Genomic DNA, 26,465 nt, shown 5'->3' on the forward strand with positions numbered 1-26,465 from the left:
ACAATTCCTTGTGGGAGCAAAGCTTGCTCGCGATAGCGGTTTTACAGCCAACACAAGGGTTGTATGTGACGACGTCATCGCGAGCAAGCTTTGCTCCCCCCAGGCTCCCCCGGAGGGGCTCTGGGGGGGCGGGGTTACTTGAGGCTGACTTTGGCGTAATCCTGCCGCCCAAACGGGCTCACCGAATAACCCTGCACATCCTTGCGGGTCAGCGCGAAGGCGGTGGGGTGGGCCAGGGGCAGCCACAGGGCCTGCTGCTGGATCTGTGCCTGGGCCTGCTCGTACAGCTTGGCACGCACACCTTGTTCGCCGGTGGTCTTGCCGGCGCTGATCAGTTTGTCCAGGTCCGGGTTGCAGTAGCGGGCGAAGTTGGTACCGGATTTGACTGCCGCGCAGGAAAACTGCGGCGTGAGGAAGTTGTCCGGGTCGCCGTTGTCACCGGCCCAGCCCATGAACAGCAGGTCATGTTCGCCGGCCTTGGCGCGGCGGATCAGTTCGCCCCATTCGATCACGCGGATTTCGGCCTGGATGCCGATTTCCGCCAGGTCCGATTGCAGCAACTGCGCACCAAGGCTCGGATTGGGGTTGAGCAGGCTGCCGGAGGGACGGGTCCAGATCGTGGTCTTGAAGCCTTCCTTCAAACCGGCCTTGGCCAGCAGGTCACGGGCCTTCGCCGGGTCATGGGCGTAGCCGGGCAGGCTTTTGGCGTAGCTCCAGGTGTTAGGCGGGTAAGGGCCGTTAGCGGCTTCGGCGGTGCCTTCGAAGACGGTCTTGAGGTAGCTGGCCTTGTCGAACGCCAGGTTGATGGCTTGTCGCACCTCAGGCTTGTCCAGTGGCGGGTGCTGGCTGTTGATCGCCACGAACGCGGTCATGAAGGCTTCGGTCTGGGCCACGCTCAGGGTCGCTTCCTGTCGGGCGGCCTGCACGTCCAGTGGCTTGGGCGACAGGGCGATCTGGCATTCGTTGCGGCGCAATTTCTGCAGGCGCACGTTGGCGTCCGGCGTGATGGCGAAGATCAAGGGGTCCACTTGGGGCTTGCCGCCAAAATAATCCGGGTTGGCTTTGTAGCGAATCGAAGCGTCTTTCTGGAATCGGTTGAAAATGAACGGGCCGGTGCCGACCGGCTGGTTGTTGAGTTTCTCCGGTGTGCCGGCCTGCATCAACTGATCGGCGTATTCGGCTGAATAGATGGAGGCAAAGCCCATGCTCAACGTCGCCAGGAAGGTCGAGTCGGCGTGATCGAGGGTGAAGCGCACGGTCAGCGGGTCCAGGGCGTCGATTTTCTTGATCAGCACCGGCAATTGCATGGACTGGGCGTGGGGGAAGCCGCTTTGCGCCACCTTGTGCCACGGGTTCGCCGGGTCGAGCATGCGCTCAAAGCTGAACTTCACGTCCTCGGCGGTCAGGTCGCGGCGCGGCGTGAAGTAATCGGTGTGATGGAACTTGACCCGTGGCCGCAGCTTGAACACGTAGGTCAGGCCATCGGTGGAGACTTCCCAGCGCTCGGCCAGACTGGGGACCACCTTGCCGCTGGCGGTATCGAAATCCACCAGGCGATTCATCAGCACGTCGGCGGAGGCGTTGGTGGTGGTCAGGGAGTTGTACTGGACGACATCGAACCCTTCCGGGCTGGCTTCGGTGCAGACGCTCAGGGCGGCGGCCAAGGCCTGCGGGGTGATCAGCAGAGGGGCGAGCAACAACGGTAGGGCAGCGAGGCGCATGGTCGGTTTCCTGTGCAAGTCGAAGGCCCATCTGCGAGTGCAGTCTGGAAAAGGCCTACCCTAGTGGGCTCGCTGCCAAATGACTATCCCCTTTTTGCATTTTCCGGCACGCTGCGGCGACGGTGTGGATGGCCAGAACCTGCACGCGCGTGAAAAAAACCTGCGTGCAGCGACGAGCGGTCAGGGGCCGTGCCAGCCTCTGCCCCCGCCGTCCGGGGCGGTTAGTCGATGCTTCTCCAGGAAGACAAATCACATCGGCTGTTGTTGCGCTGTGGTCTTTCTGGTATAAAGCAGCGCTCTTTTCTAGGGGCCCGGTTCCTTCACTGTAGGTGTAGCCGGTAAGACCCTTAAAGAAACGCGGCGCCTGGCGCCAAATGACTGAGAGATTAAGCGGCCAACCCATGCCGGGTTGGGCATGTGGTTTTAGAGGGCTGAGGCATGTCGAGAGTCTGTCAAGTTACCGGTAAGGGTCCGGTGACTGGGAATAACATTTCCCACGCAAACAACAAAACCCGTCGTCGTTTCCTGCCGAACCTGCAGCATCACCGCTTCTGGGTTGAAGAAGAGAAACGTTTTGTGCGTCTGCGCGTATCTGCCAAGGGCATGCGTATCATCGACAAGCGTGGCATCAGTGTCGTGCTGGCCGAACTTCGTCGCGATGGCAAGGTTTAAGGGAGCTAATCATGCGTGAATTGATTCGTTTGATCTCGAGCGCCGGTACTGGTCACTTCTACACTACCGACAAGAACAAGCGTACTACCCCGGACAAAATCGAGATCAAGAAATATGATCCGGTTGTTCGCAAGCACGTGATCTACAAGGAAGGCAAAATCAAGTAATTGATTTTTCCGTCTTACAAAAAAGGCCCGTATCGCGAGATACGGGCCTTTTTTGTTGCGTTTGGATCTTGTGGATCAACCGCATTTAATGCCGATGATAATGCCGTCGGCATCGGTTACAAGGTTGATGCGGCGCGGGCGCAGATCGTAGGTTATCGGGTGTTTTGGGCCTGCGGGGCGAACCGGGGCTCCGTTGGCCAGGGCGCGAACTTCTTCACGCAGCTCAGGGGTGTATTTTTGGCCAATGGTGTACTGGGCGATAGCGATATCGCACTGATCGTTTGGCGTCGGCACGACAACGGTGTCGTTTTGATTAGGCATTTCTAGCTTCCTTGCTGATAGTTAAAAAGTTAAGGCACTCACCGGTTGGGTGGGTCGCGCATCCTGCGCGTCCCGCTGTGAGGATAAATTGCGCGGTGCCTATGGCAGGTTTTAATCGTCACCGCGGTTATTGACCAATGATTAAGTGTCACGGTCTTTTACGGTGTGGTTCAGGCCTGCTCGAACACCACATAGATCTTGCGGCACGGCTCCAGCACTTCCCAGGTGCCCTTGAACCCGGCCGGGATCACGAAGCGGTCGCCGGCCCGCAGGGTCTTGGCGTTGCCATCGTTGTCCCGCAGCACGGAAACGCCCTGGACGATCTCGCAGTATTCATGCTCGGTGTAATTGACCATCCATTGGCCGACGGCGCCTTCCCATACGCCAGCGTTCATCTGGCCGCAGGGGCTGCTGTAGTGGTTGAACACGGTTTGCTCGGGATCGCCCTTGAACACCTTGGCCGGATCCGGGCGATAACGTTCGGCGGTGGTATTGGCCTGGCTGAAGTCGACGATGTCCTGAATGCTCATGCGGGTGATCCCCAGTGATCGTGTGGAAGGCCTCGAGTCTATGTTTATTAAAACGAACATCGCAAGGCCGTTTGCCACTGTTGTGTCAAATATATTGAAACATGACCAGCCGCTGGTTTAGGGTGGCGGGTGCCCTAAGCCGAAAACGGCGCCGAAAACAGCTGGCCGGGCAGAATTCTTTTGAGCGCTGCGCATTGCGCGGCGTTCGTACTCAATAAGAGGAGGACACACGCATGACCACCCTGACTCGTACCGATTGGGAACAACGCGCCCGCGCCCTGAAGATCGAAGGCCGCGCCTTCATCAACGGTGAGTACACCGATGCGGTGTCCGGCGAAACCTTCGATTGCCTCAGCCCGGTCGATGGCCGTGTGCTGGGCAAGATCGCCAGCTGCGACGTGGCCGACGCCCAGCGTGCTGTCGAAAATGCCCGCGCCACCTTCAACTCTGGTGTCTGGTCGCGCCTGGCGCCGAGCAAGCGCAAAGCGACCATGATCCGTTTTGCCGGCCTGCTCAAGCAGAACGCCGAAGAGCTGGCACTGCTCGAAACCTTGGACATGGGCAAGCCGATCAGCGACTCCTTGAACATCGATGTTCCCGGTGCAGCTCAAGCGTTGAGCTGGAGCGGTGAAGCCATCGACAAGCTCTACGATGAAGTGGCGGCTACCCCCCACGATCAGTTGGGCCTGGTGACCCGCGAGCCGGTGGGCGTCGTGGGCGCTATCGTGCCGTGGAACTTCCCCTTGATGATGGCCTGCTGGAAGCTCGGCCCGGCGCTGTCCACCGGTAACTCGGTGGTGCTCAAGCCCTCGGAAAAATCCCCGCTGACCGCCATCCGCATTGCCGCACTGGCGATTGAGGCCGGCATTCCGAAAGGTGTGCTGAACGTGCTGCCGGGCTACGGTCATACCGTCGGCAAGGCCCTGGCCCTGCACATGGACGTCGATACCCTGGTGTTCACCGGTTCCACCAAAATCGCCAAGCAACTGATGATTTACTCCGGCGAATCGAACATGAAGCGCATCTGGCTGGAAGCCGGCGGCAAGAGCCCGAACATCGTGTTCGCCGATGCCCCGGACCTGCAAGCCGCGGCCGAATCCGCCGCCAGCGCCATCGCCTTCAACCAGGGCGAAGTCTGCACCGCCGGCTCGCGGCTGTTGGTGGAGCGCTCCATCAAGGACACGTTCCTTCCGCTGGTGATCGAAGCCCTCAAGGGCTGGAAACCGGGTAATCCCCTGGACCCGGCCACCAACGTCGGCGCGCTGGTGGATACCCAGCAGATGAACACCGTGCTGTCCTACATCGAGGCCGGTCACAGCGACGGCGCCAAACTGGTGGCCGGTGGCAAGCGCATCCTTGAAGAAACCGGCGGCACGTATGTCGAGCCGACGATTTTCGACGGTGTGAGCAACGCCATGAAAATCGCTCAGGAAGAGATTTTTGGCCCGGTGTTGTCGGTCATCGCTTTCGACACCGCCGAGCAGGCCATCGAAATCGCCAACGACACGCCGTATGGTCTGGCCGCAGCGGTGTGGACCAAGGACATTTCCAAGGCTCACCTGACCGCCAAGGCCCTGCGTGCCGGCAGCGTATGGGTCAACCAATACGACGGCGGCGACATGACCGCGCCATTCGGTGGCTTCAAGCAGTCGGGCAACGGTCGCGACAAGTCGCTGCATGCGTTCGACAAATACACCGAGCTGAAGTCGACCTGGATCAAGCTCTGACAGGGGCGCCATGCAGTACTGATTCCCTCTGTGGGAGCGAGCTTGCTCGCGATAGCGGTACAACAGTCGACGAATTTGTTGAATGTCGCGCCACCATCGCGAGCAAGCTCGCTCCCAAATTGGTCGGGATGAGCGGAAGATTGGCGGCCAACACAAATCCCCTGTGGGAGCGAGCTTGCTCGCGATAGCGGTATGACAGACGACGACTTTGTTGAATGTTGCTCCGCCATCGCGAGCAAGCTCGCTCCCACAGTGGTTTTGGGTGATGGCTGAGATTGATAACCCTCCACAGGAGCGTGGAAATGCGTTGGGCAACCTATTTCGCCGTGCTGGCGTCCGTCCTGAGCGTCGGCCTGGCCCTGGGCGTGAGCATGCCGTTGGTGTCGCTGCGCCTGGAGGGCTGGGGCTATGGCTCGTTCGCCATTGGCGTGATGGCTGCCATGCCGGCCGTGGGGGTGTTGCTCGGGGCCAAGGTATCGAGCCGGCTGGCGGCGCGGTTCGGCACGGCGGCGTTGATGCGCCTGTGCCTGTGGGGTGGCGCGGTGTCCATCGGGTTGCTGGCGCTGCTGCCCAGCTATCCGGTCTGGTTGCTGCTGCGCCTGATGATTGGCGTGGTTCTGACTCTGGTGTTCATTCTGGGTGAGAGCTGGATCAACCAACTGGTCATTGAAAAATGGCGTGGACGGCTGGTGGCGCTGTACGGCAGCAGCTACGCCCTGAGCCAGCTATCCGGCCCGCTGCTGCTGGGCGCGCTGGGGACCGATCATGACTACGGGTTCTGGGTGGGTGTCGGCCTGCTGTTGGTCGCACCCTTGCTGTTGCTGGGTCGTAGCGGTGCGCCGAGCAGTGAGGCCGGCAGCGTCACGTTCGGCGATTTGTGGACGTTTTGCCGAGGTTTGCCGGCGATTGCCTGGGCGGTCTCGTTGTTCGCTGCGTTCGAGGCGATGATCCTCACGTTGCTGCCGGTGTATTGCCTGCGCCAGGGCTTCACGGCCGACATTGCGTTGGCGATGGTCAGCACCGTGGTGGTCGGTGATGCCTTGCTGCAGTTGCCCATCGGCGCCCTGGCCGATCGCGTGTCTCGCCGGGCCCTGTTGACCGGGTGCGCGGTGGCGCTGATGTTATCGAGCCTGGCGGTTCCGCTGCTGATCGATACGTTGTTGATCTGGCCGCTGTGGGTGCTGTTCGGCGCAAGCGCGGGCGGTTTGTTCACGTTGTCGCTGATCCTGATCGGCGAGCGTTATCGTGACGATGCGCTGGTGCGGGCCAACGCCCATGTCGCGCAACTGTGGGGGCTCGGTTGTCTGATCGGTCCACTGGTGGCGGGGGCGGGCAGCCAATGGGTCAGCGGACATGCACTGCCTTTGTTCATGGCGGCCGGGGCGTTCGGGCTGGTGATCCTGTTGTTGCGTCAAGGGGCGTTTGGGGCCACCCAACCCGCCTGAATATCCCGGAACCCCTGTGGCGAGGGGATTTATCCCCGCTGGACTGCGCAGCAGTCCCAAAAATCTGAATCCAGCCAGTCGGATCGGTGCAGATCACCCTTTTTTAGGGTCGCTTCGCGCGCCAGCGGGGATAAATCCCCTCGCCACAGAGGTTTGTGCAGACCTACAACATCCGCTCCAACCCGATCGTCGTGCTGAACCAGGCATTGAACCGGCGCCACCAGCTGCCCGGCTCGCGGGCCAGGTCGTGGATCTTGCCGTTGTCTTCTGTGGTCCATACCAGCGTTCCATCTTCCAGCCTGGCCTGATAACTCAGGGCCGGCGCCATGCCTTGCAGGGCCAGTTCACGCACTTGGCCGGCGAGTTCAGGGCTGTCGACCAGCACCCCGACTTCGGTGTTCCACAGCACTGAGCGCGGGTCGAAATTGAACGAGCCAATGAAGGATTTCTGCTGATCGAAGATGATCGCCTTGCTGTGCAGGCTGGAGTCCGATTCGCCGTAGGATTTGCTGTAGAACAGGTGCGGGCTGCTGCCGGAATCGCCCGGTTGTCGGCGCAACTCGAACAGGCGCACGCCATGCTGCAGCAGGGCCTTGCGGTACGGCGCATAGCCGCCGTGCACGGCGGGCACGTCGGTGGCCTCCAGGGAGTTGGTCAGCAGGCTCACCGACACGCCGGCATCGGCGCGACTGGTCAGGTACACCAAGCCTGGCTGGCCGGGGACGAAGTAGGCGGAAATCATGATCAGTTCTTTGCGCACGCCCGTCAGCTCGGGGGCCAGTTGGGTGGTCAGCAACAGCTGCGGGTCCGGTTCGTCCTTGGCCAGCACCTTGCTGGGCGCGTCCCATAGCGCCTTGTTCCAAGCCCAGATCAACTGGTCGCGCCAAGTGTCCAGGCGCGGTTGGGTCTTGTAGGCGGTCAGCTGCTGGTAGAGCGCGTGGTTTTCCTTGTGGGTTTGTTCCAGGGATTCTTGCAGGCGCAGGCGGCTGTTGGCCAGGTCCTTGGGCGTGGGGCGATGGGACAGGAACTGTTCGATGGGTTTGCTCAGGGCGCTGTTCCAGTACTGGTCGAAGCTGTGGCCCAATTGTTCGGCCACCGGCCCGACGCTGAGCAGGTCGATGTCGGTGAAGTTCAGGTTGGGTTCGGCGTCGAAATACTCATCGCCCAGGTTGCGACCGCCGACGATGGCCATGCTGTTGTCCGCCAGCCACAGCTTGTTGTGCATCCGCCGGTGCTGCAACGACAGGTTGAACAGGCGTCCGAGGCTGCGAGTCACGCCGGTGGCGCGTCCCAAGTGCAGTGGGTTGAACAGGCGGATCTGGATTTGCGGATGGGCGGCGAGGGTGGCGATGATCTGATCCTGGCCGTCGCTGGTGGTGTCGTCCAGCAGGATCCGAACGCGCACCCCCCGGTCGGCGGCCTTGAGCAGTTCATCCACCAGCATCCGCGTGCTGATGCCGTCATGGACGATGTAGTACTGCAAATCCAGGCTGCCTTGGGCGTGGCGAATCAGCTCGGCCCGAGCGGTGAAGGCCTCGGTGCTGTCCGACAGCAGCCGAAAGCCCGAGCGCCCTTCATGGGAAGCGGCCTGGGCCTGGACCGAGCGGCCGAACGAGGACTCGGTGGCCGGCATGGCCTGGGAGGGCTCACGGGTGATATCAAGACCGGCGCAGCCGCTCAGCAGTGAGGCGACTAACAGTAGCGCAGGCAGGATCGGTCTGGATCTCACGTAGGATCGTTCCGCTTGTTCACATTGATCGGCTGTTGGGTGCTGCTTCCCTGGATAAAGTTCAGACGACGTCGCGCTGGGTTTCGTTCAACAGCGCGATAGCGGCGGCTCCGACCTTGCGTACGGCCTCTTCGATCTGGGCCGTTGGCTTGGCAGCGTAGTTCATCCGCAGGCAGTTGCGGTACTTGCCCGATGCCGAAAAAATACTGCCGACGGCGACCTGCACGCCTTGCTCCAGCAGGACCCGATTGAGCTTCAGTGTGTCGAAGCCGTCGGGCAACTCGATCCACAGCATGAAACTGCCCCGTGGGCGACTGGCACGAGTGCCCGAAGGGAAGTAGCGGCTGACCCAGTCGATCATCACGTCGCGATTGCGCTGGTATTGCGTGCGCATCCGCCGCAAATGGGGTTCGAAATGCCCGCCCTTGAGAAATTCGGCAATGGCGATCTGCGGCTGTGGCGCGGTGGAGCCGGTGCTGATGTATTTCATGTGCAGCACCCGCTCCAGGTACCGGCCTGGCGCGACCCAACCAATGCGCAGGCCAGGCGCCAGGGTCTTGGAAAATGAACTGCAGAGCAGGACGCGGCCGTCTTCATCGAAGGACTTGATGGTGCGTGGGCGAGGGTATGTGTAGGCCAATTCTCCATACACATCATCTTCGATAATCGCCACGTCGAAGCGCTGTGCCAGGTTCAGCAGCGCGCGTTTATTGGCGTCGGGCATGATGTAGCCCAGCGGGTTGTTGCAGCTGGGGGTCAACTGTATGGCCTTGATCGGCCATTGTTCCAGGGCCAGTTCCAGTGCTTCCAGGCTGATGCCGGTGAGTGGGTCGGTGGGAATTTCCAAGGCCTTCATGCCCAGGCCCTTGAGGGTTTGCATGGCTCCGTGAAAGCTGGGTGAGTCCACCGCGACGATATCGCCTTGTTCGCAGGTGGCGCGGATGCTGACCGACAGAGCTTCGTGACAGCCGGTGGTGATGATCAGATCGTTGGGCCCCAGTTGGCAGCCAGAGTCCAGCGACAGCCGGGCGATCTGCTCGCGCAGTGCGAGGTTGCCGTAGATGTTGTCGTAATACAGGCCGGGCATGTCTTGCCGGCGGCTGATCTGCGCCAAGCTGCGCAGCAGCGGCTTCATGGTCGGTGAGTTGATGTCCGGCATGCCGCGTCCCAGCTGCACCACATCCGGGCGCGGTACGGCGCGTATCAGTTCCAGCACCTGGTCCCACTGGGAAATATCCACAGGGCGCTGGGCCGGCCGGCCTACCACCGGCAGGTCCGGCAATTCGCGGCCCACGGGTACGAAGTAGCCGGACTTGGGCCTAGGCATCGCCAGTCCACTGTCCTCCAGCACGCGATAGGCCTGCTGCACCGTACTCAAACTGACCCCATGTTCCGTGCTCAATGCCCGCACCGACGGCAGCCGGTCGCCGGGGCGGTAGAAGCCCTGTTCGATGCGGGTGCCGAGCAGTTCGGCGAGGTTCACGTAGAGGGTCATGGTGCGCTCCCGATGAGGTGGACAACTGCAACCGATACAGTTGAGGTGGAAAATGACGATTCAGTGCCGTAAATATCGAATCTGTATGCTTATAAAAGAAACTGGTTGAATCTGTATCGTTTTCGGTCGTCCGCGCATCATGAAACCTCTGGCTACCCAAGTAAACAGGAGCGATCAAAATGAACGGCTTGAGCGATGTGCGGCTGACGTTACACAGTCAGGAACTGGCGGCAGGGCAGGAGAAGGGGCTGCGTAGCGCGACATTGCGCAATGCGCCGTCCGGCCTGAGCCGCTGGGCCCTGTTCTGGCATCGTCTGCATACACGCAAGGCCTTGCTGGAACTTACACCCGAACAGTTGCGTGACGTCGGGCTGAGTCGGGAGCAGGCGCGGGAGGAGGGGCTCAAACCATTCTGGCGGCTTTGAAGCGGTGTGGGTCCTGAGATTGCTATCGCGGACAAGCCTTGCTCCCACAGATTTGCTTGCTCCCACAGATTTGAAATTGACCTGTGGGAGCTAGGCCTGCCCGCGATAGCGTCATCCGTAGTGCTGAAGTTCTTTAAACCAACTCTTTCAATCGATGCCACAACATCCCCAGCGCCAACAGCGGTGAGCGTAAATGCTTGCCACCCGGGAAGGTCATGTGCGGAACCTGGGCGAACAAGTCAAAACCGCTGCTCTGCTGCCCGCTGATGGCTTCGGCCAACAGTTTGCCGGCCAGGTGCGTGGCATTCACCCCGTGGCCGGAATAGGCTTGGGCGTAATACACATTGGGCTGGTCCTTGAGCCGGCCGATCTGCGGCAAACGGTTGGCGCCGATGCCAATCATCCCGCCCCATTGATAATCGATGTTCACATCCGCCAGTTGCGGGAACACCCTGAGCATCTTCGGACGCATGTAGGCGCCAATGTCCTGCGGGTCGCGGCCGGAATAGTGACAGGCCCCGCCAAACAGCAAGCGGCGATCCGCCGAAAGCCGGTAGTAATCCAGTGCCACCCGTTGGTCGCAGACGGCCATGTTCTGCGGCAACAGCGCCTGTGCCTGGGCCTGGCTCAAGGGTTCGGTGGCGATGATGTAGCTGCCGGCCGGCAGGACTTTGCCGCCGAGTTGCGGATTGAGTCCATTGAGGTAGGCGTTGCAGCCCAGCACCAGGGTCTTGGCGCGGACTGAGCCCTGATGGGTGTGCACTTTCACCTCGGGGCCGTAGTCGATGCGTGTGACCGCCGATTGTTCGAACAGCCGGACCCCCAGTTGCTGCGCGGCGGCGGCTTCGCCCAGGGCCAGGTTCAACGGATGCAAATGACCCGAACCCATGTCGATCAGTCCGCCGACGTAGCGATCCGAACCCACGACGCTGTGCATTTCATCAGCTTGCAGGAGTCGGGTTGGGTGGCGATAACCCAGGCTGCGCAATTCTTCGGCGTCTTCGGCGAAGCCTTCCAGGTCGCTGGGTTTGTTGGCGAGGTCGCAGTAGCCCCAGGTGAGATCGCACGGGATCTGAAAACGCTCGACGCGCTGTCGGACGATTTCCACAGCCTCAAGACCCATGAGTTTCATCTGGCGCACGCCATCGGTGCCGATGATCGGCGCGAACTGGTCGAGGCCGTGACCGACGCCACGGATCAATTGCCCGCCGTTGCGCCCGCTGGCGCCCCAGCCGATCCGGTGCGCTTCCAGCAGCACCACGCTCATGCCGCGTTCGGCCAGTTCGATCGCCGTGTTCAACCCGGAGAACCCGCCGCCGACGACGCAGACATCCGCCCGCAACTCACCCTGCAGCAGCGGATGGTCCGGTTGCGGCAGGCTGCTGGCGGCGTAGTAGGAGGCGGCGTGCGCGTGGTTCGGGGCGGGTTGCTGAACACGGGCGTTCATGTGCGTAATCCTGATTATTGTGTTTGAGAAATTTTACGGAGCATAAGCCGGGGATTCCTTTCTGGGCAACACCGGTCGGTTGGCGCTGTCTGGCTCTCGGCCTTTAAGGCAGAATCCCGGTTTGTCCCTCTCGGTAACCGCCTCGATGAGCTGCAACAGTCAAAAAATCCGCACGCTACGCCAGCAGATTCCCACGTTCGAGTGCGTACCGGGCTGCCATGACTGCTGCGGTCCGGTCACCACCTCGCCCGAGGAAATGGCCCGCTTGCCCCGCAAGACCCGCGCCGAACAGGACGCGGCCTTGGAAGCCCTGGACTGCGTGCACCTGGGGCCCAACGGTTGCACGGTCTACGACGAGCGGCCGCTGATCTGCCGACTGTTTGGTACCACGGCGACCTTGCCCTGCCCCAATGGCCGGCGGCCGGTGGAGCTGATCCATCCGCGGGTCGAGAAACAGATTCATGAATACATGGCCAGCACCCGGCAGGTGTTGGTCTAGCAGGCAGCGATACCGAGTCGCGGCCTTCGCGAGCAAGCTTGCTCCCACAAATGGATCTTCATTGCTCACAAGAAGGTATTCACTGCCGCACGATGTGGGAGCGAGCTTGCTCGCGAAAGCGGCCGTCCAGATAACCATTGCCTTGAGCCAGACTCAATCCGGAATCGGCAGGTTCAAGCTCTCCTTCACTTCTTCCATCACGATGTAGCTCTTGGATTCGCGCACGTGGGGCAGTTTGAGCAGGATATCCCCCAGCAGCTTGCGGTACGACGCCATCTCGGAAATCCGCGCCTTCACCAGATAGTCGAAATCTCCTGACACCAAGTGACATTCCAGCACGTGAGGCAATTTCAGCACGGCGCGTCGGAACTCTTCGAAGGTGTCGCCGGACTTGTAGTCGAGACTGATCTCGACAAACACCAGCAGGCTGCCCTTCAAGTGCTGCGGATTGAGCCGGGCGTTGTAGCCCATGATGATGCCCTCGCGCTCCAGGCGCCGGACCCGCTCGGTACAGGGCGTGGTCGAAAGGCCGACCTTTTCCCCCAGCTCGGTGAAGGAGATCCGTCCGTCCGCCTGGAGAATCCGCAGGATGTTGCGGTCGATCTTGTCCAGCTCGCGTTTGGTCTGGGTGTTGGTACGCACAGGTGATGCGCCTCCATGAAAAGGGGTTTTGCCGAGAATTCTCGCCAAATATAGGTGTTTATATAGTGAAAAGCACTGGCTGATCTTTTTTACACTGCGCCCATCAAAGCTATGTACAACAAACGTCAGCGGATCATCCGCGATGAGGGCATCAACATGCGCGTTCTGGTCTTGGGTAGCGGCGTCATCGGTACCGTCAGTGCTTATTATCTGGCCCGTGCCGGGTTTGAAGTGGTGGTGGTCGACCGTCAGCCAGCGCCTGCCATGGAAACCAGTTTCGCCAACGCCGGCCAGGTGTCGCCGGGTTATGCCTCGCCGTGGGCCGCGCCGGGCGTGCCGCTCAAGGCCATCAAGTGGCTGCTGCAACGCCATGCGCCACTGGCGATCAAGGCCACTGCCGACATCGATCAATACCTGTGGATGGCCCAGATGCTGCGCAATTGCACCGCCAGCCGCTATGCCATCAACAAGGAGCGCATGGTGCGCCTGTCCGAGTACAGCCGTGACTGCCTCGACGAGCTGCGCGCCGAAACCGGCATTGCCTACGAAGGGCGTAGCCTCGGGACTACACAGCTGTTCCGCACCCAGGCCCAGCTCGATGGCGCGGCAAAAGACATCGCTGTATTGAAAGAGTCTGGCGTACCATTCGAAGTGCTCGACCGTGAAGGCATCGCCCGGGTCGAGCCGGCCCTGGCCAATGTCACCGACATCCTGGCTGGTGCCTTGCGCCTGCCTAATGACCAGACCGGCGACTGTCAGATGTTTACTACGCGCCTGGCGGAAATGGCGGTGAAGCTGGGTGTGCAATTCCGCTTCGGCCAGGACATCCAGCGTCTGGACTTTGCCGGTGACCGCATCAACGGTGTCTGGATCGACGGCAAGCTGGAAACCGCCGACCGCTACGTCCTGGCCCTGGGCAGCTACTCACCGCAACTGCTCAAGCCGTTGGGGATCCGCGCGCCGGTGTACCCGCTCAAGGGCTACTCCCTGACCGTGCCGATCACCAACCCGGCGATGGCCCCGACCTCGACCATTCTCGACGAAACCTACAAAGTGGCGATCACCCGGTTCGACAATCGCATTCGCGTGGGTGGCATGGCGGAAATCGCCGGTTTTGACCTGTCCCTCAATCCACGTCGGCGCGAAACCCTGGAGATGATCGTCAACGACCTTTATCCTCAGGGCGGCGATCTGACCCAGGCCAGTTTCTGGACCGGCTTGCGCCCGACCACCCCCGACGGCACGCCCATCGTGGGTGCCACACCGTTCAAGAATCTGTTTCTGAATACCGGCCACGGCACCCTCGGATGGACCATGGCCTGTGGTTCCGGTCGCCTTTTGGCCGACCTGATGGCGAAGAAAAAGCCGCAGATCAGCGCCGAAGGTCTCGATATTTCCCGTTATGGCAGCAAACCCCAGGAGTCTGCAAAACATGTCAATCCAGCGCCAGCTCACCAATGACCGCATGAGCCAGGTTGTTGTGCACAACGGCACCGTTTACCTGGCGGGGCAGGTCGGCGACGACATGAACGCCGGTATTGAACAGCAGACTCGTGAATGCCTGGCCAATATCGAGCGTTTGCTGGATTTGTCCGGGACCGACAAGACGCGGCTGTTATCGGTGACGATCTACCTGAAGGACATCGAGGCCCACTTCGAAGGCATGAACGCCATCTGGGACAACTGGTTGCCCAAAGGCGTTGCCCCGGCCCGGGCCACGGTGGAAGCCAAGCTGTGTGAGCCAGAGATCCTGGTGGAGCTGTCCGTCGTGGCTGCGCTGCCTTAGTTCCGGCCTAAACGATCCCTCTTCCGGCGCTGTGGTTGGTCCACCCTGCCAGCCCGCGTCGGTTTTTTATTCATGACCGCCTAGAAGCCTGCCGCCATGCGTCCTGCCCGTGCCCTGATCGACCTCCAAGCCCTGCGTCACAACTACCAATTGGCCCGCGAAGTCACGGCGGCCAAGGCCCTTGCGGTAATCAAGGCCGACGCCTACGGACACGGTGCGGTGCGTTGCGCCGAGGCCCTGCAGGACACGGCGGACGGGTTCGCCGTGGCCTGTATCGAAGAAGCCTTGGAACTGCGGGCCGGCGGGATCCGTGGGCCGATCCTGCTGTTGGAAGGTTTTTTTGAAGCCGATGAGCTGCCGTTGATCGTCGAGCACGATTTCTGGTGCGTGGTGCATTCGTTGTGGCAGCTCGAAGCGATTGAAAAAACCGCGCTGAGCCAGCCGATCACGGTCTGGCTCAAGCTCGATTCCGGCATGCACCGGGTCGGCCTGCATCCGGCGGATTACCAGGCGGCCTACCGTCGCCTGCTCGCCAGCGGCAACGTGGCAAAGATTGTCTTGATGAGCCACTTCGCCCGTGCCGATGAATTGCACGACCCCAGCAGCACCGAGCAACTGGCGATATTCGACAAGGCCCGCCAGGGCCTGGTGGCGCAGATCAGCCTGCGCAACTCACCGGCGGTGCTAGGCTGGCCGCAGATACCCAGCGACTGGGTGCGCCCGGGCATCATGCTCTACGGGGCCACGCCCTTTGACGAGCCCAATGCCGTCGCCTCGCGCCTGCAACCGGTGATGACCCTGGAGTCGAAAATCATCAGCGTGCGCGAATTGCCCGCCGGCGAACCGGTGGGCTATGGCGCCCGCTTCGTCACCACGCAACCGACTCGGGTTGGCGTGGTTGCCATGGGCTATGCCGACGGCTACCCGCGCCAGGCGCCCACCGGGACCCCGGTGCTGGTGGATGGACAGCGCAGCCAACTGGTCGGCCGGGTGTCGATGGACATGCTGGCTGTCGACTTGACCCATGTCCCCCAGGCCGGGCTCGGCTCGACCGTGGAGTTGTGGGGCAAGAACATCCTCGCCAGTGACGTCGCCAAGGCCGCTGACACGATTCCCTATCAGATTTTCTGCAACCTTCGGCGGGTGCCACGGCTCTATTCCGGGGCCTGACACAAAGCGTAACCTACCGAAAGTCGCTTCACCGCACAGGATTCGGGTCAAAGTGTTGTAAATACTGAACGCTGTCGCCATGATAACGGTCACTTTCCACACAACCTGATTCCCTGGAGGCTCCAGCATTGGACGTCGGTGAACGACTGCAATCCATTCGTAAACTCAAAGGCCTTTCCCAGCGTGAACTCGCCAAGCGCGCGGGCGTCACCAACAGCACTATTTCGATGATCGAGAAGAACAGCGTCAGCCCCTCGATCAGTTCGCTGCGTAAGGTCCTTGGCGGGATTCCCATGTCCATGGTCGAGTTTTTCTCCGAAGAGATCCTTCAGGAAAAACCGACTCAGATCGTCTACAAAGCCAACGAACTGATCGACATCTCCGATGGCGCCGTGACCATGAAGCTGGTGGGCCGAGCACATCCGAGCCGGGCGATTGCCTTTCTCAACGAGATCTATCCGCCGGGTGCCGATACCGGTGAAGAGATGCTCACCCATGAGGGCGAGGAAACCGGGATCCTGGTGGAAGGGCGGCTGGAATTGGTGGTCGGTGTCGAAACCTTCGTGCTTGAAGCTGGCGACAGCTACTATTTCGAAAGCACCAAGCCCCACCGTTTCCGTAATCCGTTCGACGTGCCGGCGCGACTGATCAGCGCAGCCACACCGGCCAATTTCTAGACCAAGAGGCGCCAGGCCCGCGTGGCAAAGGCGCCCACTTGTTGGGCTGTCATGACAAACAAGACCCTTGCGACTTTGGGGTTGTTTCAGAGTGACAGGCTTACCGCTATACTTGCGCCCGCCTGCAAACCGTGGCCGCAGGCGTGACTAGCCACCATTGAGGGTGTACGCGTGAACCTAATTATGAAAATGCTGGCTGCACCAGCAACCGTATTGGCCCTATGGGCTGCGACCGCTCAAGCGGCGCCGAACGACGAAATCGCCAAGCGCCTTGAACCCGTCGGCCAGGTCTGCGTCCAGGGCAAGGAATGCAAGGGTATGGAAGTGGTGGCTTCGGCTGGCGGCGCTGGCGGTGCCAAGAAGCCGGCTGACGTGATTGCAAAACATTGCAATGCTTGCCACGGTACTGGCCTGCTGGGCGCGCCGAAAATCGGTGACAAGGCTGCCTGGAAAGAGCGCGCCGATCATCAGGGCGGTCTCGACGGCATCCTGGCCAAGGCCATCACCGGCGTTAACGCCATGCCGCCAAAAGGCACCTGCGCCGACTGCTCGGATGACGACCTCAAGGGCGCCATCAAAGAGATGTCTGGCCTGTAATACGCCGACATCCTTCACAAAAAAGCCGCTTACGAGCGGCTTTTTTGCGCCCGGGATTTTTCGGGGCTGTTCATCGCAACCAAGACCCGGCAAGCTCGGTCCAACCCACATTCATGGAATGTCCTGGAGGGTCCGATGGTGCAGTTGTGTTCAATCGAACAGGCGGTGGATGACGTGCTCGAGCGCCTGCCCGCGCATATTCACCTCGGCATGCCCCTGGGGCTGGGCAAGCCCAACCTGTTCGCCAACGCGCTGTACCGGCGCATCGCCCAACTGCCCGAGCGACAGCTGACGATCTACACCGCCCTGAGCCTGGGTCGGCCGAACCTGGGCGATGGTTTGCAGAAGCGCTTCCTCGAACCCTTTATCGAACGGATCTTCGGTGATTACCCGGAGCTGGATTACCTGGCCGACCTGCACCGGGACAGCCTGCCGGCCAACATACGGGTCGAGCAGTTTTTCATGCAGCCTGGCAGCCTGCTGCACAGCGCGTCGGCCCAGCAGGACTACGTCAGCAGCAACTACAGCCATGCGGCCCGGGACATCAACGCCGCCGGCTTGAACCTGGTGGCGCAACTGGTGGCGAGCGCCCCGGAACACCCGGATCGCCTGAGCCTGAGCTGCAACCCGGACATCACCCTCGACCTGCTGCCGATGATCGCCAAGCGCCGGGCGGCCGGGGAGACGATTCTCCTGGTCGGCCAGGTGCACAACGATTTGCCCTACATGCCGGGCGACGCGGAAGTCGGCATCGACGCTTTCGACCTGTTGATCGACGAGAAAGACAGCCACACATTGTTTTCCACGCCGAACATGCCGGTGGGCTTCCAGGACCATTTGATCGGCTTGCACGCCAGTACCTTGGTGCGCGACGGCGGGACGCTGCAGATCGGCATCGGCGCCATGGGCGATGCCTTGACGGCGGCGTTACTGGCGCGCCAAGCCGATAACGCCGGTTACCAGGCGCTGCTGGCGGACCTGAACCTTAGCCAGTGGGCGCAACTGATCGAGCGCGAGGGCGGGGTCGAGCCGTTTGCCAAAGGGCTGTACGGTTGCAGTGAAATGTTCGTCAACGGTTTGCTGGTGCTGGCCGAGGCCGGGATCATCCGGCGCAAGGTCTACCCCGACGAGCCGACCCAGGAACGGGCCAACGCCGGGACCCTCGACGAGGCGGCACAACCCGACGGTATCTGCATACACGGCGGATTCTTCCTCGGTCCGCGCAGTTTTTATGAGCGCCTGCGCGAGTTGCCGCAGAGCCGTCTGCTCGAATTCAACATGACGCGCATCAGCTACATCAACGAGCTGTACGGCCAAGAGCAGCTCAAGCGCCTGCAGCGCCTCGATGCCCGTTTCATCAACACGGTCTTCACCATGACCCTGATGGGGGCCGGGGTGGCCGATCAGTTGGCAGACGGGCGGGTGCTCAGCGGCGTGGGCGGGCAGTACAACTTCGTTGCCCAGGGCCATGCGCTGGAAGGCGGGCGTTCGATCCTGCTGCTGCGCAGTTGGCGCGAGGCCGGGGGCGAGATCAGCTCGAACATTGTCTGGGAGTACGGTCATTGCACGATTCCTCGGCACCTGCGCGACATCGTGGTGACCGAATACGGCATCGCCGACCTGCGCGGCAAGACCGACGCCGCGGTGATCGAAGCATTGCTGAACATCAGCGATTCACGCTTCCAGCCCGGGCTGATCGAGCAGGCGCAAAAAGCCGGCAAGTTGCCGAAGGATTTCCGCCTCGATCCGCGGTTCGCCGACAACACATCGGAGCGGTTGCAGGCGATCCAGGCACGGCATCCGAATCTGTTTCCCGAATACCCGCTGGGTTGTGATTTCGACGCAATAGAGCGGGATCTGTTGCGAGCGCTGAACTGGCTCAAGAGCAAGTTCAAGCTCACCGAGATCCTGGAGCTGGGCAAGGCCGCGCTGGATGCGCCGGAGCCTTCGGCGTTTCCCGAGCATTTGGAGCGGATGCAGTTGGCGAGCCCCGAGGGACTGAAAGAAGAGCTGGCCCAGCGGTTGTTGCTCGCCGGTCTCAAGACCACTGCGCAACAACCAGCCTGAAACTCTGTGGGAGCGAGCTTGCTCGCGATAGCGGTGTATCTGTTACATAAAATGTGTCTGATAGGCCGCTATCGCGAGCAAGCTCGCTCCCACAGGAGGCACAGGGTTATTCGATGAAGGTGACAACGCCGTCCGCCAGCGACTTCACCCGAGCCAACGACTCGACGCGATAACCCTGGGCATCCAGTTCCGCGCGGCCGCCCTGGAACGACTTCTCGATCACGATCCCCAAGCCTGCCACGGTGGCGCCGGCCTGCTTGATGATGGAAATCAGCGCCTGGGAAGCTTTGCCGTTGGCCAAAAAGTCATCGATGATCAGCACCCGGTCACTGCTGGTCAGGTGACGTGGGCTGATGGCGACGGTGCTTTCGGTCTTCTTGGTGAACGAATACACGGTGGCCGACAGCAGGTTCTCCGTCAGGGTCAGGGACTGTTGCTTGCGGGCGAAGATCACCGGTACGCCAAGGTTCAGCCCGGTCATGATTGCCGGGGCAATGCCCGAGGCTTCGATGGTGACGATCTTGGTGATGCCCGAATCCTTGAACAGCGCGGCGAATTCGTCGCCGATCAGCTTCATCAATTGCGGGTCGATCTGGTGGTTCAGGAAAGCGTCGACTTTCAGGACCTGATCGGAAAGCACGATGCCTTGTTCACGAATTTTCTGGTGCAGGGCTTCCATGAAGCCTCCTCTGATGACGCGTCAGCGCCTGAAGTCGGTAAAAAGTAATCAATTCTAGCGCTTTAACATTGCGCGTATATCCGCCAGGGCACTGTTGCCACGAACGACTTTGACTTCCGTCGGCGTGTCGTCGTTGCCTTCCCAGGCCAGGTCGTCCGGCGGCAGCTCATCGAGAAAGCGGCTGGGGGCGCAGTCGATCACTTCGCCGTATTGCTTGCGCTTGGCGGCGAAGGTGAAGGCCAGCGTCTGGCGTGCCCGGGTAATACCGACGTAGGCCAGGCGCCGTTCTTCCTCGATGGTGTCGGCCTCGATGCTGGAGCGGTGCGGCAGGATTTCTTCTTCCATGCCCATGATGAACACGTAGGGAAACTCCAGGCCCTTGGAGGCGTGCAGCGTCATCATCTGCACGCCTTCGGCGCCTTCTTCCTCTTCCTGCTGGCGCTCGAGCATGTCCCGCAGCACGAGTTTGCCGATGGCGTCCTCCACCGTCATGTCGCCGTCTTCGTCTTTCTCCAAGGTGTTCTTCAATGCCTCGATCAGGAACCAGACGTTGCTCATGCGGTAGTCGGCCGCCTTGTCGCTGGAGCTGTTGGTGCGCAGCCAGTTCTCGTAGTCGATGTCCATCACCATGCTGCGCAGCGCTGAAATCGGATCTTCCCCGGCGCACTGTTCGCGGACCTTGTCCATAAAGCGCTTGAAGCGCGCCAGGCGATCGGTGAAGCGGCTGTCCAGATGTTCGCCCAGGCCGATTTCATCGGTGGCGGCGTACATCGAGATCTTGCGCTCGGTGGCGTAGTTGCCGAGTTTTTCCAGGGTGGTCGAACCGATTTCCCGGCGCGGCACGTTGATCACCCGCAGGAAGGCGTTGTCGTCGTCCGGGTTCACGATCAGGCGGAAGTAGGCCATCAGGTCCTTTACTTCCTGGCGTCCGAAAAAGCTGTTGCCCCCCGACAGGCGATAGGGGATCTGGTGATGCTGCAGTTTCAGCTCGATCAGCTTGGCCTGGTAGTTGCCGCGGTAGAGGATCGCAAAGTCGCTGTACGGCCGGTCGGTGCGCAGGTGCAGGCTGAGGATTTCCATGGCCACGCGCTCGGCCTCGGCGTCTTCGTTGCGGCAACGGATCACACGGATCTCGTCGCCGTGGCCCATCTCGCTCCACAGTTGTTTTTCGAACTCGTGGGGGTTGTTGGAAATCAGCACGTTGGCGCAGCGCAGGATGCGGCTGGTGGAACGGTAGTTCTGCTCCAGCATCACCACTTTGAGCGACGGGTAGTCGTCCTTGAGCAACATCAGGTTTTCCGGCCGCGCGCCGCGCCAGGCGTAGATCGACTGGTCGTCGTCGCCCACCACGGTGAACTGGTTGCGTTTGCCGATCAGCAGCTTCACCAGCAAGTACTGGCTGGCGTTGGTGTCCTGGTATTCGTCCACCAGCAGGTAGCGGACCTTGTTCTGCCATTTTTCGAGAATGTCGGCGTGGTCCTGGAACAGCTTGACCGGCAACAGGATCAGGTCGTCGAAGTCCACCGCATTGAACGCCTTGAGCGTGCGCTGATAGTGGGTGTAGACGATGGCGGCGGTCTGCTCCTTGGGGTTGCGGGCGTTTTCCAGGGCTTCGGGCGGCAGGATCAGGTCGTTTTTCCAGGCGCCGATCATGTTCTTGATCTCATCCACGCCGTCGTCGCCCGAGTATTCCTTCTGCATGATGTCGGTCATCAGGGCCTTGACGTCGGTCTCGTCGAAAATCGAGAAGCCCGGTTTGTAGCCCAGTCGCGCATGCTCCTTGCGGATGATGTTCAGGCCCAGGTTGTGGAAGGTACACACCGTCAGGCCGCGACCTTCGCCGGCGCGCAACAGGCCGCCGACCCGCTCTTTCATTTCCCGGGCGGCCTTGTTGGTGAAGGTCATGGCGACGATGTATTGGGCGCGGATGCCACAATTCTGGATCAGGTGCGCGATCTTGCGGGTGATTACGCTGGTCTTGCCGGAGCCTGCACCGGCGAGCACCAAAAGAGGGCCGCCGACATAGTTCACGGCTTCTTGCTGCCGGGGATTGAGTCGGGACATGACAGAGTCAGGGAGTCGTTTGCGAAATGGGCCGGCATTTTAACAGGCTCTGAGAATTGTGCTGCTCTGTCCGACTTGTGACGCACACAGGATTGTCATTTGCCGCTTCTGCCACTTTCACGCAGGATGTGGAACCAATTGGGTCCTGCGCGGCATTTGGAGCGGGAAAAACCACCGAAAGCGCGTGTTTGAGAACCGTTGGCATTGGTCATTGCCCATCGGCAGGTCATAATGCCCGGCGCCTACCACCTTGCAGAGTCTAGGGAGTCAGCTTGTCAACGCCTGTCGAACCCTTGCGTTTGCTGTTATTGGCCCAAGAGCCAGAGTGGTCAGCAATATTGCGCGAGTGCCTGGTGCCCATGGGGCCCTCGGTCGTGTTGATCAGCGCCCCGAGCTGGGAGTCAGTCAGCAGCCTGTTCGAAGACAATCGCAACGCGGTGTTGTTGACCGTAGCGGCGTTGCAACCAGCGCCGGGCCGTTGCAGCCTGCCGACCATCCTGTTGCTTGAGCACGAGCCGGCGGCTGCCCCCGACGGCGTCAGCGACTGGCTGGTACGCGACGTGCTCGACAGTGCGACCCTGCGTCGTTGCCTGCGCCATGTGCGCGAGCGCGGCGTGCTGGAAAACACCTTGCAGCGCCTCGCCGAACAGGACCCGTTGACGGGCATCGCCAATCGCCAGGGCTTTCAGACCTTGCTGGCGGCGCGCCTGGCGGAAAACGACGGCCGTGGCCTGGCGCTCGGTCACCTGGACCTGGACAACTTTCGCCACGCCAACGACGCCCTCGGCCACCAGGCCGGCGACCGCTTGATCTTGCAAGTGGTGTCGCGGCTCAAGGGTTCACTCGAGGCCGGCGATCAATTGGCGCGGCTGGGCAGCGATGAATTCGCCTTGCTGATCGACACCCGTCGCGCACCGCAGCGGGCCGAGTGGATGGCCGAGCGGATTACCGAAGCATTGGCCGAGCCTTATTGGGTGGACGGCGAAAGCCTGCTGATCGGCTGCAGCCTGGGGGTTGCCCATGCTCGCGCCCAGGCTGGTGCCGATCCGCTGATGTGGCATGCCCACATCGCCATGCAGCAGGCCAAGAGCACCCAGGGCTGCACCTTTCATATCTTCAACGAACGTATCAATCGCAATGCCCGCAGCCTTGCCGACCTGGAAAGCGAACTGCGCCGGGCACTGCGCCGCGACGAGCTGGAGCTGCATTACCAGCCGCGGCTGGACCTCGATGGCGGCCACATCGTCGGCCTTGAAGCCCTGGTGCGCTGGCGTCATGGTGAACGCGGCTTGCTGCCACCGAGTGAGTTCGTGCCGCTGGCTGAACAGAGCGGCCTGATCGTGCCGCTGGGCTACTGGGTGATTTCCCGGGCGCTGCGGGACATGCAGGCTCTGCGCGAACGGGGGCTGGCGCCGTTGCACATGGCGGTCAACCTGTCGTTCCGGCAGTTCCAGGACAGCCAGTTGTTGCCGACCTTGAGCCGGCTGATTGCCGAGCGAGGTGTCGAGGCGCAATGGCTGGAGTTCGAACTCACCGAAACTGCCGTCATGCGCCGCAGCGAATTGGTCAAGCAGACCATGGATGCCCTGGGCCGCCTGGGGGTGCGCTTCTCCCTGGACGACTTCGGCACCGGGTTCTCCTCATTCGTGCACCTCAATAGCCTGCCGATCGCCTTGCTCAAGATCGACAAGAGCTTCGTTGGCGGCATGGAGCAGCGCGAAGAGAACCGCAAACTGGTGCACGCCATGATCAACCTGGCCCACAACCTCAACCTGGAGGTGGTGGCCGAAGGTGTGGAAACCCAGGAACAATTGGATTTGCTACGCGGTTTCGGTTGCGACCAGGTGCAGGGTTTCCTGATCAGCAAGCCGTTGCCGTTGCCAGAGTTGGTTGAGTACCTGACATTTGACGGCAATCAGCAGCCCATACTGGAAATGAGCTGACCCAAAACCCTGTGGGAGCGAGCTTGCTCGCGATAGCGGTGTGTCAGTCAAAGTCGATGTGACAGGCTATCGCCATCGCGAGCAAGCTCGCTCCCACAAGGGAAACTCATTCAGTCTGAACGACCTCGAAACCCTGCTGCCCGGGTTCACGCCTGATCATCCGCTTCATCTTCCATTCAAACGCCAGGGTCAGGCTCACGGCCGCGCAGGCCAGCCCCAGAGCCAGGCCCCACCAGACACCGGTCGGTCCCCAGTTCAGGTGGAACGCCATCCACCAGGCCGACGGTGCGCCGATCAGCCAATAGCAACCCAGGCCCACCAGAAAGGTGGTCTTGGCGTCCTTGAGCCCGCGAATGCAACCCATGGCGATGGTTTGCGTGCCGTCGAACAGCTCGAACCACGCCGCCACCGCCAACAGGCTCACGGCCAGGTTGATCACATCGCGGAACGCCGGGTCGTCGTGGTCCAGGAACAAACCGATCAATTGATGGGGCAATAGCCAGAACACCATGGCAAACGCCAGCATCGCGGCCGCGCCAAAACCAATGCCGACTCGACCGGCCAGACGCGCCATCAACAGCTGCCCGGCGCCGTAGTGCTGGCCGATGCGCATGGTGATGGCATAGGACATCCCGGCCGGCACCATGAACGCCACCGAGACGATTTGCAGGGCGATCTGGTGGGCCGCCAACGGCGTGCTGCCCATGGTGCCCATGCACAGCGCGGCGAACGCGAACAGCCCGACTTCCACTGCGTACGTGCCGCCAATCGGCAGACCCAGGCGCCACAGTTCCTTGAGGTATTGGCGATTGGGCCGCGACAGGCCATCAAGCAGCGGATAGGCACGGTAGGCCGGGTGCCGATGGATGTGCCAGGCCAGCGCCAGGGCCATGCAATTGGCGACGATGGCCGTGACCAGGCCGATGCCCATCAAGCCGAGTTTCGGCAGGCCGAACATGCCGGTAATGAGCGCGTAGTTGAGCAGGAAGTTGGCCACCGTGCCGCCCAGGCTGATCACCATGACCGGCGTGGCCCGGCCGATGGCGCTGGTGAAGCCGCGCAGGGCCATGAAGCTCAGGTAGCCGGGCAGGGCGAACGGCAGCGCAAGCAGGAACTGTCCGGCGGACAGCACGTTGGTTTCGGTCTGGCCGAACATCAGCAGCACGGGCTTGAGGTTCCACAGCAGCAACCCGGCCATCAACGCCATCAACCAGGCCAGCCAAAGCCCGGCCTGGGTCAGCCGGGTGGCGCCTTCGACATCGCCCGCGCCCTGGCGGATCGCGACCAGGGTGCCCACCGCGGCGATCACGCCGATGCAGAAGATCGACACGAACGAATAGGTGGCCGCCCCGAGCCCGCCACCGGCGAGGGCTTCAGGGCTCAGGCGCGCCATCATCACAGTGTCGGTCAGCACCATCAGCATGTGCGCCAACTGCGAGGCGATCAACGGCCCCGCCAGCCGCAGGATGGCCCAGAGTTCGGTACGCACCGGATGCTGCATGATCATCACGCTCCATGTTTAAACAAGGCAGTAAAGCGACGATTCTCGGCGCTCTCGGCGGATTGCACAAAAGGATAAAAAAGATCGCTGGCATGATTAAAACTCATGCTGGACGGGTTTCTGGTAGGGTTTGCAGACCACGCCATGGAGCTTTTGCGATGCCCCGTCGTCTTCCTCCTCTCTATGCGTTGCGGGCATTCGAAGCCGCGGCGCGCTACAGCTCGTTCACCCGGGCCGCCGAAGAACTGTCGATCACCCAGAGCGCCGTCAGCCGGCACATTCGCACGCTGGAGGATCACTTTGCCTGCCGGCTGTTCCAGCGCAGCGGCCGCAACCTGCAATTGACCGAGGCGGCGCGATTGTTGTTGCCGGGCGTGCGGGAGGGCTTCATGGCGCTGGAGCGGGCCTGCCACACCTTGCATGGCGAAGACGGCATCCTGCGCATGAAAGCGCCTTCCACGTTGACCATGCGCTGGTTGTTGGCGCGCCTGAGTCGCTTCCGGCATTTGCAGCCCGGCAACGAGGTGCAACTGACCAGTGCCTGGATGGACATCGATTCGGTGGACTTCAACGTCGAGCCCTTCGATTGCGCCGTATTGCTGGGCAACGGGCATTTTCCGGCGGACTGGGAGGCCAGTTTGCTGTTCCCCGAGGAATTGATCCCGGTGGGTGCGCCGAACCTGTTGAACGATCAGCCTTGGGATGTGGCGCGGTTGGCCAGTGCTGAACTGCTGCATCCGACGCCGGATCGCCGGGACTGGCGCAACTGGCTGCAACGCATGGGCCTGTCCGACAAGGTCTCGCTCAAGGGGGGGCAGGTGTTCGATACCCTGGAGCTGGGCATGATCGCTGCGGCGCGTGGCTATGGGGTTTCCATGGGCGACTTGTTGATGGTGGCCGAGGACGTTGCCCAGGGACGCTTGAGCCTGCCCTGGCCGACGGCTGTCGCCAGCGGTGAGCACTATTACCTGGTCTGGCCGAAAACCCGGCCGGGAGGTGAACGTTTGCGCCGGCTCAGCGACTTCCTCCAAGGCGAGGTCAAGGCCATGCAACTGCCCGATGTACAGCGCCTGGGCTGAAACGTTGAAGTTGGCGTGCTAGCCACTTGGCATTAATCCGTCCAAACCGCTCAAGTATTTGGCGTTGCCGCCGAATCCGTGA

Annotated in this window: 24 protein-coding genes; 14 read left to right on the plus strand and 10 right to left on the minus strand. The window is 61.5% G+C overall.

Annotated elements, in window-relative coordinates; genetic code table 11:
* Positions 1 to 134: 134 nt before the first annotated feature.
* Positions 135 to 1,721 (minus strand): ABC transporter substrate-binding protein, encoded by a 1,587-nt coding sequence (locus tag AC3A5O_RS03455; protein WP_305468828.1) that lies wholly within the window; start codon positions 1,719 to 1,721, stop codon positions 135 to 137.
* 438 nt (positions 1,722 to 2,159) lie between these two features.
* On the opposite strand from AC3A5O_RS03455, the gene rpmB reads away from it, so the two are divergent.
* Together rpmB and rpmG are read left to right on the plus strand one after the other, a co-directional pair.
* Positions 2,160 to 2,393, plus strand: a complete 234-nt coding sequence (gene rpmB / locus AC3A5O_RS03460; RefSeq protein ID WP_003177273.1) for a 50S ribosomal protein L28 — start codon at positions 2,160 to 2,162, stop codon at positions 2,391 to 2,393.
* A gap of 11 nt (positions 2,394 to 2,404) precedes the next feature.
* Complete coding sequence (gene rpmG, locus AC3A5O_RS03465) at positions 2,405 to 2,560, plus strand: 50S ribosomal protein L33 (RefSeq protein ID WP_003177274.1); 156 nt, start codon at positions 2,405 to 2,407, stop codon at positions 2,558 to 2,560.
* 75 nt (positions 2,561 to 2,635) lie between these two features.
* Here the strand turns inward: rpmG and AC3A5O_RS03470 are convergent, their stop codons facing one another.
* Together AC3A5O_RS03470 and AC3A5O_RS03475 are read right to left on the minus strand one after the other, a co-directional pair.
* Entirely contained in the window at positions 2,636 to 2,881 is a 246-nt protein-coding gene (locus AC3A5O_RS03470; protein ID WP_240998492.1) for an I78 family peptidase inhibitor, read from the minus strand.
* 170 nt (positions 2,882 to 3,051) lie between these two features.
* Complete coding sequence (locus AC3A5O_RS03475; RefSeq protein WP_122567558.1) at positions 3,052 to 3,411, minus strand: cupin domain-containing protein; 360 nt, start codon at positions 3,409 to 3,411, stop codon at positions 3,052 to 3,054.
* A 233-nt stretch (positions 3,412 to 3,644) separates the two neighbouring features.
* Between AC3A5O_RS03475 and AC3A5O_RS03480 the strand changes: the two genes are divergently transcribed.
* The gene (locus AC3A5O_RS03480) at positions 3,645 to 5,138 is read left to right on the plus strand and encodes an aldehyde dehydrogenase (protein ID WP_487752853.1); all 1,494 of its coding nucleotides are present in this window, start codon (positions 3,645 to 3,647) and stop codon (positions 5,136 to 5,138) included.
* Between the two features lie 302 nt (positions 5,139 to 5,440).
* Positions 5,441 to 6,583, plus strand: a complete 1,143-nt coding sequence (locus AC3A5O_RS03485; protein ID WP_122567556.1) for an MFS transporter — start codon at positions 5,441 to 5,443, stop codon at positions 6,581 to 6,583.
* 163 nt (positions 6,584 to 6,746) lie between these two features.
* On the opposite strand, the gene AC3A5O_RS03490 is transcribed toward AC3A5O_RS03485, so the two are convergent.
* Together AC3A5O_RS03490 and AC3A5O_RS03495 are read right to left on the minus strand one after the other, a co-directional pair.
* On the minus strand, positions 6,747 to 8,312 hold the full coding sequence (locus AC3A5O_RS03490) for a phospholipase D family protein (RefSeq protein WP_487752854.1): 1,566 nt from the start codon (positions 8,310 to 8,312) through the stop codon (positions 6,747 to 6,749).
* 61 nt (positions 8,313 to 8,373) lie between these two features.
* Positions 8,374 to 9,807, minus strand: a complete 1,434-nt coding sequence (locus AC3A5O_RS03495) for an aminotransferase-like domain-containing protein (RefSeq protein WP_122567554.1) — start codon at positions 9,805 to 9,807, stop codon at positions 8,374 to 8,376.
* A 179-nt stretch (positions 9,808 to 9,986) separates the two neighbouring features.
* On the opposite strand from AC3A5O_RS03495, the gene AC3A5O_RS03500 reads away from it, so the two are divergent.
* Positions 9,987 to 10,232, plus strand: coding sequence for a DUF1127 domain-containing protein (locus tag AC3A5O_RS03500; protein WP_053126531.1), 246 nt, complete (start codon positions 9,987 to 9,989; stop codon positions 10,230 to 10,232).
* A gap of 133 nt (positions 10,233 to 10,365) precedes the next feature.
* On the opposite strand, the gene AC3A5O_RS03505 is transcribed toward AC3A5O_RS03500, so the two are convergent.
* Positions 10,366 to 11,679 (minus strand): NAD(P)/FAD-dependent oxidoreductase, encoded by a 1,314-nt coding sequence (locus AC3A5O_RS03505; protein WP_487752855.1) that lies wholly within the window; start codon positions 11,677 to 11,679, stop codon positions 10,366 to 10,368.
* Positions 11,680 to 11,824: 145 nt separating this feature from the next.
* Between AC3A5O_RS03505 and AC3A5O_RS03510 the strand changes: the two genes are divergently transcribed.
* Positions 11,825 to 12,178, plus strand: a complete 354-nt coding sequence (locus AC3A5O_RS03510; RefSeq protein WP_122567552.1) for a YkgJ family cysteine cluster protein — start codon at positions 11,825 to 11,827, stop codon at positions 12,176 to 12,178.
* A gap of 153 nt (positions 12,179 to 12,331) precedes the next feature.
* Here AC3A5O_RS03510 and AC3A5O_RS03515 read toward each other — a convergent pair whose 3' ends face one another.
* Entirely contained in the window at positions 12,332 to 12,820 is a 489-nt protein-coding gene (locus tag AC3A5O_RS03515; RefSeq protein ID WP_003206849.1) for an Lrp/AsnC ligand binding domain-containing protein, read from the minus strand.
* 156 nt (positions 12,821 to 12,976) lie between these two features.
* On the opposite strand from AC3A5O_RS03515, the gene dadA reads away from it, so the two are divergent.
* From dadA to AC3A5O_RS03545, 6 genes are all read left to right on the plus strand, one after another.
* Positions 12,977 to 14,281 (plus strand): D-amino acid dehydrogenase, encoded by a 1,305-nt coding sequence (gene dadA, locus AC3A5O_RS03520; protein ID WP_487752856.1) that lies wholly within the window; start codon positions 12,977 to 12,979, stop codon positions 14,279 to 14,281.
* Complete coding sequence (locus AC3A5O_RS03525; RefSeq protein ID WP_122567551.1) at positions 14,253 to 14,606, plus strand: RidA family protein; 354 nt, start codon at positions 14,253 to 14,255, stop codon at positions 14,604 to 14,606. The genes dadA and AC3A5O_RS03525 overlap by 29 nt, the downstream gene beginning before the upstream one ends.
* A 96-nt stretch (positions 14,607 to 14,702) precedes the next feature.
* Positions 14,703 to 15,776, plus strand: coding sequence for an alanine racemase (alr, locus tag AC3A5O_RS03530; protein ID WP_487752857.1), 1,074 nt, complete (start codon positions 14,703 to 14,705; stop codon positions 15,774 to 15,776).
* Positions 15,777 to 15,904: 128 nt separating this feature from the next.
* A complete protein-coding gene (locus AC3A5O_RS03535; protein WP_003206841.1) occupies positions 15,905 to 16,453 on the plus strand; it encodes a cupin domain-containing protein in 549 nt (182 codons plus the stop codon).
* A 183-nt stretch (positions 16,454 to 16,636) separates the two neighbouring features.
* Entirely contained in the window at positions 16,637 to 17,050 is a 414-nt protein-coding gene (locus tag AC3A5O_RS03540; RefSeq protein ID WP_122567549.1) for a c-type cytochrome, read from the plus strand.
* 135 nt (positions 17,051 to 17,185) lie between these two features.
* Positions 17,186 to 19,117 (plus strand): acetyl-CoA hydrolase/transferase C-terminal domain-containing protein, encoded by a 1,932-nt coding sequence (locus AC3A5O_RS03545; RefSeq protein ID WP_305468822.1) that lies wholly within the window; start codon positions 17,186 to 17,188, stop codon positions 19,115 to 19,117.
* A 106-nt stretch (positions 19,118 to 19,223) separates the two neighbouring features.
* Here the strand turns inward: AC3A5O_RS03545 and AC3A5O_RS03550 are convergent, their stop codons facing one another.
* Together AC3A5O_RS03550 and rep are read right to left on the minus strand one after the other, a co-directional pair.
* Entirely contained in the window at positions 19,224 to 19,796 is a 573-nt protein-coding gene (locus tag AC3A5O_RS03550) for a xanthine phosphoribosyltransferase (RefSeq protein ID WP_109752690.1), read from the minus strand.
* 54 nt (positions 19,797 to 19,850) lie between these two features.
* Positions 19,851 to 21,860 carry a DNA helicase Rep gene (rep, locus tag AC3A5O_RS03555; RefSeq protein WP_122567546.1) on the minus strand — a complete coding sequence of 670 codons (2,010 nt, stop codon included), beginning with the start codon at positions 21,858 to 21,860 and terminating at the stop codon, positions 19,851 to 19,853.
* Positions 21,861 to 22,132: 272 nt separating this feature from the next.
* Here rep and AC3A5O_RS03560 point away from each other — a divergent pair, with 272 nt between their 5' ends.
* A complete protein-coding gene (locus tag AC3A5O_RS03560) occupies positions 22,133 to 23,803 on the plus strand; it encodes a putative bifunctional diguanylate cyclase/phosphodiesterase (protein WP_122567545.1) in 1,671 nt (556 codons plus the stop codon).
* Between the two features lie 106 nt (positions 23,804 to 23,909).
* Here AC3A5O_RS03560 and AC3A5O_RS03565 read toward each other — a convergent pair whose 3' ends face one another.
* Positions 23,910 to 25,304 (minus strand): NorM family multidrug efflux MATE transporter, encoded by a 1,395-nt coding sequence (locus AC3A5O_RS03565; RefSeq protein WP_305471294.1) that lies wholly within the window; start codon positions 25,302 to 25,304, stop codon positions 23,910 to 23,912.
* Positions 25,305 to 25,462: 158 nt separating this feature from the next.
* On the opposite strand from AC3A5O_RS03565, the gene AC3A5O_RS03570 reads away from it, so the two are divergent.
* Positions 25,463 to 26,383, plus strand: a complete 921-nt coding sequence (locus AC3A5O_RS03570) for a LysR substrate-binding domain-containing protein (RefSeq protein ID WP_122567544.1) — start codon at positions 25,463 to 25,465, stop codon at positions 26,381 to 26,383.
* Positions 26,384 to 26,465: the final 82 nt, after the last annotated feature.

This window comes from Pseudomonas sp. Soil_N_39 (genome assembly GCF_057655955.1).